We start from the raw sequence: 13,600 nt of genomic DNA on the forward strand, positions 1-13,600 counted from the left end.
TCATGACGACGCGGAGCGGAGAAGCGGCCGGAGCGGCGGAGCCGATGGCAGCGAAGAAGAGTGAACTGAGCGCACACAAGCGCGAGTTGCTGAGGCGGCGGCTGCTCGGCGGGGCGCGGACCGCGGCTGCGTCCACGGGCGCCGCGCTTACGGTGCCGCGCCGTTCCGGTACGGGGAGCGCCGCGCTGGCGCCCGTCCAGCACAATCTGTGGGTCGCGGACCGGTTGCTGTCCGACAACTCCACGTTCAGTGTCCACCGGGTGCTGCGCCTGAGCGGCCCGCTGGACCGGGGTGCTGTCCGCCGCGCCCTGGACGCTCTGGTGGCACGGCACGAGACGCTGCGCATGGTGTTCCGGGACGAGAGCCCGCCCCGGCAGGTCCCGGCACCTGTCGGGCCGGCCCCGCTGCGCACCGTCGACCTGTCACACCTGCCGCCGGTGGCGCGGTCGGCGGCGGCGGTCCGGCTCGCCGAGGAGGAGATCAAGCAGCCCTTCGACCTGGAGCGCGGTCCCGTGTTCCGGGCTGTGCTGGCCGTCTGCGACGACTCCACCCACGTCCTGGTGCTGAACCTGCACCACTGCGTCGCCGACGAGTGGTCCTGCGGGGTACTGGCCCGCGAGTTCGGTGTCCTGTACGCGGCGGGCGCCCGCGGGGCGGACGACCTCTCGGCAGAGTTGCCGGCGCTTCCCGTGTCGTACGCCGACTACGCGGACTGGCAGGCGGCGCGGCTGGGCGGCGACCTGCTCACCCGGCAACGTGCCTACTGGCGCTCGGCACTTGACGGTGTGCCTCCCGTCCTGGAGCTGCCCGCCGACCATGTGCGTCCCCCGGAGCCGTCTTTCTGGGGGCACCAGGCCCGGCGGCTGTTGTCACCCGAACTAAGTTCCGCGCTGCGGGACTTCGCCCGACGGCACAACGTCACCCTCTACACGGCCCTGCTCGCGATGTTCGCCGGGTACCTGCACCGCTGGAGCGGCGGACAGGACCGTTTCTCGGTGCTCACGCCCGTCTCCGGACGGGTGGTCGCCGAAACCGAACCGCTGGTGGGCATGTTGGCGAACACGCTGCCGCTGGCCGTGGATGTCAGCGACGACCCCGCGTTCGGTGCGCTGGTGCGGCGGATGAACTCGGTGGTCCTCGGGGCGCTGGAGCACCAGGACGTCACCTTCGAGCAGTTGGTCGCGGACTCCGGGCAGCCCCGGGACGCCTCCCGTAACCCGCTCTCCCAGGTGATGTACCAGTGCATCGAAGCGCGTGAACACGTGTGGGAGCTGCCCGGTGTCACGGTCGAGCGGGTGCCCGTCGGCACGGCGTCCGCGAAGGTGGACCTGTCGCTGATCGGGGCGAACCTGGAGGAGGGCGTCCGGCTCGATCTGGTGGGTGAGAGCACGCTGTTCGAGCCGGCGACGGTCGAGCGGATGCTCGACGTGCTGGTCGAGGTGGTCTCCCGCGCGGTCGCCGAGCCCGGCACCACCGTGGGCGAGGTCGGGCTGCTCTCGGCCGCCGACAGCGCCCGCGTCGTGGAAGGCGCCCGCGGTTCGGGCACGCCGGTGCCGGAGGGCACCGTGCTGGACCTCTTCGCCACCGTGGTGGCCGCCACGCCGGACGCCCCTGCGGTCGTGTCGGGCGCCACCTGTCTCACGTACCGGGAGCTGGACGAGCTGTCGGACCGTGTGGCCGCGCGGATCCGTGCGGCGGTGCCGGGGGCCGGCGCGCTGGTCGGGATCCATCTGCCCCGGTCGGAGCAGCTGGTGGCCACGGTGCTGGGGGTGTGGAAGGCGTCCTGCGCGTTCCTCCCGCTGCCGTTGGACCAGCCCGGCGAGCGGCTGCGGGCCATGGCCGAGGACGCGCAGGCCGCGCTGGTCGTGGCTGAACCGGGGCGGCACGAGCCGTTCGCCGGGGTGCCGGTGCTGCACGCCGGCACCGGGGACGCCGTGCGCGGGACCGCAGGGCCGGTGCCGCTGGCCGGCGATCTCGCCTATCTGATGTTCACCTCAGGCTCCACCGGCCGTCCGAAGGCGGTGGCGATCGAGCACCGGGGACTCGTCAACTTCCTCGCCGGGACGGCGCTGCGGCTGGACGCCGGCCCGGACGACGTGTGGCTGGGCCTCACCGGCATCGGGTTCGACATCTCGCTGGTGGAGATGGTCCTGCCGCTGATCACCGGCGGCCGGGTGGTGCTCGCTCCGGAAGGGGCCGCGCAGGACGGCGGCGCCGCTGTCGCGACGGCCCGGGAGCACGGCGTCACCCATGTGCAGGCGACCCCCTCGGGCTGGCGGGTGCTGCTCACCGCGGGAGCGCGGCTGCCACGGCTTGCGCTCGCCCTCACCGGCGGGGAGGCGCTGGCGCCCGCGCTCGCCGCGGAGCTGCGGCTGGTGTCCGCCCGGGTGGTGAACTGCTACGGGCCGACCGAGTGCACGGTGTGGGCGACCTACGACGACGTCACGGACCCGGCCGTGGACATCACCCTCGGCACGGGGCTCGACCGGGTCGCCGTGCACGTGCTGGACGCCGCGATGCGTCCGGTGCCGGTCGGGGTCCCGGGTGAGCTGTACATCGCGGGGCCCGGGGTGGGCCGCGGCTACCACGGGCGGGCGGAGCTGACGGCGAGCACCTTCGTGCCCGATCCGTACGGGCCGCCGGGATCACGGCTGTACCGCACCGGTGACCTCGCCTCGCGGCGACCGAACGGCCGCATCCGCTTTCTAGGCCGCAACGACCATCAGGTGAAGATCCGCGGTCACCGCATCGAACTCGGGGAGATCGAGGCGCGGTTGGCCGCGCACCCGGGTGTGTCGCACGCCGTGGCCGTGGTCGACCGCCCACAGGACGGGGCCCGGCTCGTGGCCTACGTCGTCGGGGAGGCGCAGGAGGAGGCGCTGCGGCGCCACCTGGCGGCCGCGTTGCCCGCTGCCATGGTCCCGGCCGTCTTCGTGCGGATGGAGCGCCTGCCGCTGTCCACGAACGGCAAGGTGGACCGGCGCCGGCTGCCCGCGCCCCGCGCCGCCGCTCCCGCGGAGCGCACGCCGCCCGCCGAGGGGGCCGAGCAGGTGCTGGCGGGCGTCTGGAGCGAACTGCTCGGCGTGTCCTCGGTCGCAGCGCAGGACAACTTCTTCACCCTGGGCGGCGACTCGGTCACCGCCGTGTTCCTGGTCTCCCGTGCCCGGGAGGCGGGGTACGTGTTCACCGCGCGCCAGGTCTTCGCACACCAGACGCTGTCCGAACTGGCGGCCGTGGCCGTGCCGTCGGGCGAGGGAGCGGCGAGGGGTGGCCCGGGCCCCGGGGACTTCCCGCTCGCCGGTCTCGACCGGCAGGGCCTGGACCGCGTCCTGTCCGGGCTGTCCGCCGAGGACGTCGCCGACATCCAGGACATCTACCCGTGCACCCCGCTGCAGACGGGCATGCTGTTCCACAGCCTGCACGACGACGGCGCCGACTCCTACTTCAACCAGTACCGCTGGGAGATCGACGGCGACCTCGACCAGGAGGGGATCGTCGCGGCGTGGACGCACGTGCTGGAGCGGCACGACGCGCTGCGCTGCTCGTTCCGCTGGGACGGTCTGGAGCGTCCGCTCCAGGTCGTGCACCGCACTGCGCGGCCCGACTTCACCGTCCTCGACTGGACGGACACCCCGGCCGGTGAACTCCCCGGCCGTGTGGAGGCGCTGCTCGCCGGGGAGCGGGCCGCCGGATTCGACCTGTTCCGGGTGCCGCCGCACCGCTTCCACCTCGTGCGCACCGCGCCCGGCCGCCACCTCCTGATATGGCACAGCCATCACATCCTCGCCGACGGCTGGAGCGTGGGCCCGCTGCTGAACGAGGTCTTCGCCACCCTCACGGCGCGCCGCCACCCGGGGCGCCCCGCGCCCGAGCTGCCCGCCCCGGTCTCCCACCGCACCTACGTGGAGTGGCTGGCGGGGCAGGATCCGCGGGCCGTCGAGCGGTACTGGCGGGACGCGCTCGCCGGTTTCACCCAGCCGACCTCGATCCCGGTGGTGCGGCCGGCGCCTCAGGGGTCGCCCGCCGGGGCCGCCCGTACGGTCGAACTCGCTCTGGACTCCGCGTCGACCGCCGCGCTGGCCCGGCTCGCCCGGAAGCGCGGGTGCACGGTGGGCACCGTGTTCCAGGCCGCCTGGGCGCTGTTGCTGGGTCGCTGGAGCCGCAGCCGTGACGTCGTGTTCGGGCTGACCGTTTCGGGGCGCTCGGTCGATCTGCCGCAGGTCGAGCAGGTCGTCGGCCTGCTCTCCAACACCCTTCCGGTGCGGGTGCGCTGGGAGAACGAGGACCGGCTCGATGCCTGGCTGGGCCGGCTGTCCGGACAGTTCGCGGGGCTGCGGGACGTCGAGCACACGTCGCTGGTCGACATACACGACTGGTCGGACGTCCCGGGCGACAAGCGGCTCTTCGACAGCATTCTGGTCCTGCAGAACCTGGCGGTGGCCCCGCGGGCGGATCTCGGCGGCCTGTCCGTGCGCATGGGCCCGGTGCACCAGAGCAGCGGCTATCCGCTGATGCTGAACGTCCGGCTGTCCGCCTCGGACACCGTCCTCCAGCTCATCCATGACGACACGCGCGTCGGGGCCGCTGACGCCGAGCGACTCCTCGCGTCGTTCGGCCGGCTTCTCGGCGCATTCGTGGAGCGGCCGGGAGCGCGGGTCGGGGACCTCGACATCCTCCCGGACGCCGAGCGCGACACGCTCGTACGCCGCTGGAACGACACCGCGCGGGCCTTCCCGGCCGCCACGACCGTGCCCGCGATGATCGGGGAGCAGCGGGCGCGCACCCCGAACGCCCCGGCACTCGTGTACGGCGGCGAAGAGTGGTCTTACACGGAACTGGACAGCCGGACAACCGAGTTGGCGGCGCGACTGCGGGCCGCAGGTGTGCGGCCCGGGGACCGGGTGGGCCTGCGCCTGGACCGTTCGGCGGCCATGGTCGCCGCGGTGCTCGCGGTGTGGCGGGCCGGGGGCGCCTATGTCCCGCTGGACCCGGAGTACCCGGACGCGCGCACGGCCTACGTACTGTCGGACTCCGGGGTGCGGGTGCTGCTGTCGTCCGGCGAGTTGGATCAGGCGTCCGTACCGCCCGGAGTGGCCGTGCTACGTGTCGGTGACGGGCCCGCGGGCCCGCCGGGCGCCGGGGAGACGACGCCGACCGCGGCTGGTCCGTGCGGGCCGGACGACGTGGCCTACGTGCTGTACACCTCCGGATCCACCGGCCGCCCCAAGGGCGTGGAGGTCACCCACGGGTCGCTGGCCCATCTGACCGCAGCCATGACGCACGTACTGCGGTCCCGCGAACCCCAGACGTGGCTGGGACTGACCGCGCTGTCCTTCGACATCTCCGCGGTGGAGATGTTCGTGCCGCTGACGACGGGTGGGCGGGTCGTGGTGGTGCCGGAGGAGGGGCGCTGGGACGCCGCTGCCCAGCGCGACCTGATCCGCGCCCACCGGGTCACCCACGTGCAGGCCACTCCGTCCGGGTGGCGGCTGCTGCTGGCCGCGGGCTTCGGTGCCGCGGACGGGGTCGCCGTCGGCCTCACCGGTGGTGAGGCGCTGCCGCCGGCCCTGGCGGGCGAACTGCGGACCCGGTTGCCGCGACTGGTCAACGTCTACGGCCCGACCGAGGCCACCGTCTGGTCCACCTGGGACGAGGTCGGCCCGGAGCCGTCGGAGGTGACGATCGGGCTGCCGCTGCCGAACACCTCCGCCCACGTTCTGGACGAGGCCCTGCGGCCGGTACCGGTGGGCGTGCCGGGCGAGTTGTACCTCGGTGGTGCCGGGGTCGCGCGCGGCTATCTGGGGCGGCCCGGGCTGACGGCGCGGCAGTTCCTGCCCGACCCGTTCGGCGGCCCCGGAGCGCGCCTGTACCGCACCGGCGACCTGGCGGCACGGGGCGCCGACGGCCGTATCCGCTTCCGCGGCCGCGACGACCACCAGGTCAAGGTCCGCGGCCACCGCATCGAACTCGGCGAGGTCGAGGAGGCGTTGGCCCGTCACCCGGACGTGCGCCTGGCCGCCGTCACCGTCCACCGGGACACGGCGGGCGAGGCGTTCCTGGTCGGCCATGTCGTCGGCGACGGGCCGGACCCGGCCGGAATACGGGCCTTTCTGCGGGGCGAGGTGGCCCGGGCGATGGTGCCCGACCGGCTCGTCGTGCTGGACCGAATGCCCCTGAACCCTGCGGGCAAGGTGGACCGCACGGCCCTGTCCGTCCCCGAGGTGCCCGCGCCGGACCCGTCCGCGCGAACCGCTCCCCGCTCCCCGGCGGAGCGGGCCCTGGCGGACATCTGGGCCCGGGTCCTGGGCACCGCCGACATCGGCGTGGCGGACGACTTCTTCGCGCTGGGCGGCAACTCCCTGAAGGCGGTGACGGTCTCGGCGCTCGCCCGGGAGGCGGGGCTAGGCGTCGCCACCCGGCAGATCTTCGCGCACCCCACGGTGGAGGCGCTCGCCCGCCTCGGTGCCACGGCGCCGCGGCGGGTTCCCGCGGAGAGCGGACCGGCGCGGTTCACCGGGCTGGACGACGACGTCCTGGACGGGCTGCTCGACGTCGTGGGCCGCGATGAGGTCGAGGACGTCCTGCCGCTGTCGCCGCTGCAGACCGGGCTGTTCCTGGACACGCTGGCGGAGACGGGCGACTACGTGCGGGTCTTCGCCGTCGACATCGAGGGCGACTTCGACCCGGCCGCCTTCGAGGAGGCGTGGGCGCGCCTGATCGAGCGCCACGCGATCCTGCGGTCCACGTTCCACTGGGCGCATCTGCCCCGCCCCGTGCAGGTCGTCCGGCGCGCCGCGCCGCCGCGCTTCCGGCACGCCGACGTGACGGGTCCGGGCGCGGGCCCGCGCGCGGAGCGGCTCGCGGCGCTCGTCGCGGCGGAGGAGCGGACCGTCTTCGACCTCGGCGCCGCGCCGCCCGCCCGGTTCCTGCTGATCCGTACCGGCGCCGACCGGCACCGCTTCGTGTGGACGACCCATCATGTCGTGTTCGACGGCTGGAGCCTGCACGCGCTGCTGAGCGAGGCGTTCGCCCTGTACCGCGGCCGGCGGGAGAGCGGCCGGCTGCCCGTGCTCGCCGACCCGCCGCCCTACCGGGAGTTCCTGCGGAGGCTCGCCGAGCACAGCACGCCCGAGGAGGTCCGGCGCGAGGAGGCGTACTGGCGCTCCTGCCTGGCGGGCTTCACCCGCCCGACGCCGCTGCCGGGCAGCCGTCCCACCGGGGCGGACGACGGTGTGTGGCTGGCCCGGCGGACCCTGCCGGCTGCTCTGCACGACGCCCTGGAGCAGGCGGGCAGGCGCCACCACGTCACCGTGGGCACCCTCGTCCACGCCGCGTGGTCGCTTCTCCTGAGCCGCACCAGTGGCGAGCGGGACGTCGTCTTCGGTACGACCGTCTCGGGCCGCTTCGGTGAGGTCGAGGGCATCGAGCGGATGGTGGGCCTGCTGATGAACACCCTGCCGCTGCGGGTCGAGGTGGACCCCGGCGCCCCGCTCACCGAGCTGTTGCGCGACGTCCAGCGGCGGGTCACGCAGGTGGCGGGACGCGCGCATGTCGCGCTGCCGACGGTGCAGCGGGCCAGCCAGGTGGCGCCCGGACGGCGGCTGTTCGACAGCCTGCTGGTGTTCACCGACACCGGCACCGGCGCTCTGCCCGCGGGGGTCGTGCCGGTCGCCGAGGGCGAGGCCCGCGACACCGGCTATCCCCTGGTCCTGGAAGCCACCAGCACCGACCGCCTGACCTTCAGCCTCAGCTGCGAGAAGTCCGATTACGACCAGGTCACCGCGGACCGGCTGCTCGCGCAGTTCGTGCGGCTGCTGGAGGGGCTGGCCGGTGACCACGCGGCGGTCGGCGAGGTGCCCATGCTGTCGGCCGAGGAGCGGGAGCTGGTCGTGCACGGCTGGAACGACACCGCTGTCGCGTTCCCGGCCGACCGCACCCTGCACTCCCTCGTCGGGGACCAGGTCGCCGCCACCCCGGGCGCCGTCGCGGTCCGGCTGGGCACCGATACCTGGACCTACGCCGAACTCGGGGCGCGCGCCGACCGGGTGGCCGCGGGCCTGCACCGTGAAGGCGTGCTCCCCGGCGACCTGGTGGCCCTGTGCACGGAGCGTTCCTTCGAGCACGTCGTGGGGCTCCTGGGCATCCTGAAGGCGGGGGCCGCGTTCGTCCCCGTCGACCCCGACCATCCCGCGCGCCGCCAGGCGTACATGCTCGCCGACTCGGGCGCACGGGTGGTCCTCACCCAGTCCCGGCTGCGGGCCGCGCTGCCTCAGGCCGCCGGGGTGAGCGTCCTCGCGCTGGACGACCCCTGCGCCTTCCCGGACGGGCCCGGTCCGGGCCCCCGGCCGAGCGCGCTGCCCGCCGACCTGTGCTCGCTGTACTACACCTCGGGTTCCACCGGCGCGCCCAAAGCGGTGGCGTCGCACCACGCGGGGTGGGTCAACCGGATGGCGTGGATGCAGCGCAGGCACGGACTGCGGCCCGGTGAGGGCGTCCTGCACAAGACGACGCTCAGTTTCGACGATGCGGCGGTGGAGCTCCTCTGGCCGCTGATCTGTGGGGGCGAGGTCGTCCTGCTGCCGCCGGGTGCGCACCGCGACGCGCACGCGATGGTCGAGGCCGTCGCGGCGCACGGGGTGGTGCACGTGCAGTTCGTGCCCAGCGTGCTGGAGGTGTTCCTGGACATCCTCACCCCCGAGCGGGTCCGGTCGATGTCGCGGCTGCGGTCCGTGCTCACCAGCGGTGAGGCGTTGCGGCCCGCGCTGGTGCGCCGGTTCCGCGAGTCCTTCGGGGAGCGGGTCAGCCTCGACAACACGTGGGGCGCCACCGAGGTGTCCATCGACTCCACCTTCCGGGTGTGCACCGCGGAGGACGCGCTCGCCGACACCGGCGCGGTCGCGCTGGGGCTGCCGCTGGACAACAACACCGTCCACGTGCTCGACGGGGCGATGGTCCCCCTGCCGACCGGTGCCACCGGGGAGCTCTACATCGGCGGTCCCGGGCTCGCCCGCGGCTACTTCGGGCGGCCGGCGCTGACGGCCGAGCGGTTCGTGCCCGATCCCTTCGGGCCGCCCGGTGCCCGGTTGTACCGCACCGGCGACCTGGGGCGCAGGCGGGCCGACGGCGTCCTGGAGTTCGTCGGACGCGTGGACCACCAGGTCAAGCTGGGTGGCGTACGCGTGGAACTGGGGGAGGTCGAGGACGCGTTGCGCCGGACACCCGGCGTCCGGGACGCGGTCGCCGACGTGCGGACCGTGGCCGGGGTGCGGGCGCTCGTGGCCTACACCGTCGGGGCCGGCGAGCGGGACCGTACGCTCGCCGCGCTGCGCGCCGAGCTGCCCGAGGTCATGGTGCCCCGGTTCCTGGTCTCCCTGGAGTCCTTGCCGCTGAACGCCAACGGCAAGGTCGAGCGGGCCGCGCTGCCCGATCCGGACCCGGCTGTGCGGGAGACGGACCCGGAATCGGAGGTCCCCCCCGGGACCCCGACCGAGGAAGTACTGGCGGCTGTGTGGTGTCAGGTCCTCGGGCTGCCGCGGGTGGGCGTCCACGACAACTTCCGTGCGCTGGGCGGAGACTCCATCCTGCTGATCCACACCGTCGCCAAGGCGCGGGAAGCGGGCCTGTCGCTGACACCCCGGATGGTCTTCGAGCACCCGACGGTCGCCGCGCTCGCCGCGGCCTGTGACGAGGCGGCACTCCTCGGACGTGCAACGGCCGTCCACGCCGAGCAGAGCGCGGTCACCGGTGAGGTGCCGCTGGGCCCGATCCAGCACCAGTACGCGGCGCTGGGCCCCCGTGACCGCTTCAACCAGAGCCGGCTCCTGGAGGTCTCCCCCGGCGTCGACGCCGACACCCTGCGGGCGGCGCTGCGGACCCTGACACGTCATCACGACGCGCTGCGGCTGCGCTGGCACGGCGACGGTGGCGGTCAGCGGCAGCACCTGGCTCCCCTGGGCGGCGACAGCGGCGACCCGCTCACGGTCGTCGGCACACCGGCGCAGGCCGAGGCCGCGGTGGAGGCCGCGCACGCCGGACTGGACCTGGCCGAGGGGCCGCTGCTGCGCGCCGTGCTGCTCCGGCACACCGGCGAACTGCTGTTGGTGGTGCACCACGTGGCTGTCGACACCGTGTCCTGGCACATCCTCGTGGAAGACCTCACCACCCTGTGCGGCGGGGGTGAACTGCCCGCGAAGACGACGTCCGTGCAGCACTGGGCGCGGCGGCTGCACGAGTACGCACACAGCGCCGAGTTCGCCGCCGAGGCCGCTTACTGGGCGTTGCCGCGTCCCGCCGCCGCGTCCCTGCCGGCCGGCCGGGAGAGCGGCGCCGGGACCGAGGGCCGGGCCGGGGTGGTGAAGGCCGTGCTGGCGGCCGGGCCGACAGCGGCCCTGCTGCGCCAGGCCGCCGCGCGGCGCGGGGCGGAGCTGGAGCACCTGATGCTGGCGGCGCTGGCCCGCACGCTCGCCGAGGCCACGGGCGGCGACACGGTGGCGATCGACGTGGAACGGCACGGCCGTGAGCCGCTGTTCGACGACGTCGACCTGACCCGTACCGTCGGGTGGTTCACGAGTGTGCAGCCGCTGTTACTCACCCGTCCCGGCGCGGACGACCCGGATGCCTGGATCGACCTGGTCGCCGAGCACACCCGCACCCCGGCGGGGCGCGGCATCGGGCACGGGCTCGTACGGTGGCTGCGCGGTGACGACCGGGCGGTCCCGCCGGCGCAGCTGTCGTTCAACTACCACGGCCGCGGCGGCACCGCCTCGGCCCAGGGCGCCCTGCTGCGGCCCTTGCCGCGGACGCTCGGCGAACCCGTCGATCCCGGGCAGCGCCGCTCGCACCCGGTAGAGGTCGAGGCCGCCGTCCTCGACGGTGAACTGCATCTCCAATGGCGCTACGCGCAGGACAGTTTCGACCACGGCGCGGTCCGCGACCTGGCCGAGCAGCACCTGCGCCACCTCACCGAGCTGCGCGGTACGCCGCCGGAGGCGGCGCGAAAGCCTGCCGAGCCGTTCGTGCGGCGGCTGTTCGCCGGTTCTCCGGCGCCGCGGCTGCCCATGCTGCGGCACCGGGTGCCGGGCGTGGGGATCGCGGTGATCGCCGACGGCGAGCTGCACGGCGCCTGGGGCTTCGGCACTCTCGGCTCCGACGACCCGGCCGAGGTCGACGAGCGGACCGTCTTCCAGGTCGGCTCGATCAGTAAGCACGTGACCGCCCTCGGGGTGCTGGTGCTGGCCCAGGAGGGGCGCCTCGACCTCGACACGGACGTCAACCGGCTGCTGACCGGCTGGCGCCTTCCGGGCGACGGGGTCACCCTGCGCCATCTGCTGACCCACACCGCGGGGCTGGGCGCTCAGTCCTACGACGGCTACCGCGCGGGGCTGACGATGCCGACGGCGGCGCAGGTCCTCGCAGGTGCTCCCCCGGCGCTCACCCCGCCGGTGCGGCCCGTGGGCCCGCCCGGCTCGCCCTACCTGTACTCCAGCAGCAACTACACGGTGGTGCAGCAGGTGCTCCAGGATGTGACGGGGCAGGAGTTCGCGCCATTGATGCGCAGGCTGGTCCTGGACCCGCTGGGCATGCGGGACAGCGATTTCGCGCCGCGTGTACCGGACCTCCCGGGCACCACGCTCGCCCGCAACCACGACGCGAAGGGCGCGCCGTACCCGGAGGGCTGGCACCTGTACCCGGAGTCGGCCGCGGGCGGGCTGTGGTCCACCCCCCGGGACCTGGCCCGGGTCGCCATGGAGATCCAGCGGGCCGCCAGCGGCGGTGCCGCGCTGATCCTCGGCGCCGACGCGGCGGCCGAGATGCTGCGCACCCATCCCGGTACCCCGGGCGGTCTCGGCACGGCCGGCAAGGCGTACGGCGGGCGCAGGTGGTTCGGCCACACCGGGGGTGTCCCCGGGTTCCGCGCCCTGACCTGGGCCGACCCGGACCGCGGTCTGGGCCTGGTCGTCACCGCGAACTCCGACGCCGGTGAGGACTTCCTGCGCGAACTGCTCCACGACCTCGGAGTCGGACTGGAGGACGCACGGTGGTGACGATCGATGCCGCGTTCCGCCGGTGGGCGGCGCGCACACCGGACGCCGTGGCGCTGCGCGCGCCCGGCAACCGGCTGACCTACGGCGAACTGGACCGGTCGGCGACGCGGCTGGCCGGGAGCCTGCGGCGGCTCGGCGTACGGCCGCGGGAGCTGGTCGGGGTGGCCGCCGCGGCGTCCCCCGGGTTCGTGGTCGCGGCGCTGGCGGTGCTCCGTGCGGGCTGCGCCTACGTGCCGATGGATCTGGCCTACCCCGAGGAGCGGCTGGCGCACATGCGGCGCGACAGCGGCATCCGGGTCCTGATCTGCGCCGGTGGCGACGGAGAGCTGCCCGCGGCCCTCGCGGACTGCGTGGTCCTCGACCCGGACGCGACGGACGCCGGCGGTCCTGTTCCCGAGGTGGCGGCGAGCGGGAGTGCGGAGAGTGATCTGGCGTACGCCATGTACACCTCTGGTTCGACGGGGCTGCCCAAGGCGGTCCTGGTGGAGCAGCGCAACGTCACCGCGTTCGCGCTGCGGCAGGACTTCGCGGCGCTCGGGCCGGGCCGCACCATGCTCCAGAGCAGTTCCTTCTCGTTCGACGCGTCGGTCCTGGAGATCTGGGGGGTGCTGCTGCGGGGTGCCTGTCTGGCCTTCCCGCCCGACCCCCTGCTGACGCCCGCCGAACTGGGCGAGGTGCTGGCCCTGGAGGGGGTCACCGACCTGTGGCTGTCGTCGGGTCTCTTCCACCGGGTCGCCGACGACCTCCCGCAGGCGCTGGCCCCGCTGCACACAGTGATCACCGGCGGGGACGTGGTGTCCCCGCCCCGGGTGCGGCGCGTGCTGGCCGCCAACCCCGGCCTGACCGTGGCCCACATCTACGGGCCGACCGAGACCACGGTGGCGGTCTGCCGCCGGCTGCTGACCGCTCCCGGCGAGGTCGAGTCGCCACTGCCGCTGGGCACCGCGATTCCGGGCACGCGCCTGCGCGTCATGGACGGACGCGGCCGGCCCCTGCCCGCGGGTGAGACCGGCGAGCTGTGGATCGCGGGCGAGACCGTCTCCCGCGGCTACCACGACCGCCCCGGGCTGACCGCGGAGCGCTTCGGCATCGATCCGGAGACGGGCGGGCGGTACTACCGCAGCGGTGATCTGGCCCGCCGCCGCCCGGACGGCACCGTGGAGTTCATGGGCCGGGCCGACCACCAGGTGAAGATCCGCGGATTTCGGATCGAGCCCGGCGAGATCGAGGCGGCGCTCTGTGAGGCGCCCGGGGTGCGTACCTGTCTGGTCACCGCGCGCACCGCGCCCCCGGGCGACCGGCGCGTCGTCGCCTACGTCGTCCCGTGTGCGGCAGGCCCGCTGCACGCGGCAGACGTACACCGCCACCTCGCCGCGCGGCTGCCGCGGCACATGCTGCCCTCCGAGTACGTGGCGCTGGACGCGCTGCCCCTGGACGCCAACGGAAAGGAGGACCGGCGCCGGCTGCCCGAGCCGGTCTGGGGACGCGGCAGCCTCGCCGTGCTGGACGTTCAGCCCTTCCCCGCCACCCCGGCCGCCCTGCCCGAGAGGATCTGA

Annotated in this window: 2 protein-coding genes; both read left to right on the top strand. The window is 74.4% G+C overall.

Going from position 1 to position 13,600, the window contains the following annotated elements:
* The first annotated feature begins 2 nt into the window (after window positions 1–2).
* Complete coding sequence (locus tag AB0J02_RS35530; protein ID WP_363197972.1) at window positions 3–12,044, top strand: amino acid adenylation domain-containing protein; 12,042 nt, start codon at window positions 3–5, stop codon at window positions 12,042–12,044.
* Window positions 12,041–13,600: an amino acid adenylation domain-containing protein gene (locus AB0J02_RS35535; protein WP_363197973.1), complete on the top strand. Its 1,560-nt coding sequence runs from the start codon at window positions 12,041–12,043 to the stop codon at window positions 13,598–13,600. Before AB0J02_RS35530 ends, AB0J02_RS35535 begins: the two co-directional genes overlap by 4 nt.

This window comes from Streptomyces sp. NPDC050264 (assembly GCF_040655895.1).
Lineage (GTDB): Bacteria > Actinomycetota > Actinomycetes > Streptomycetales > Streptomycetaceae > Streptomyces.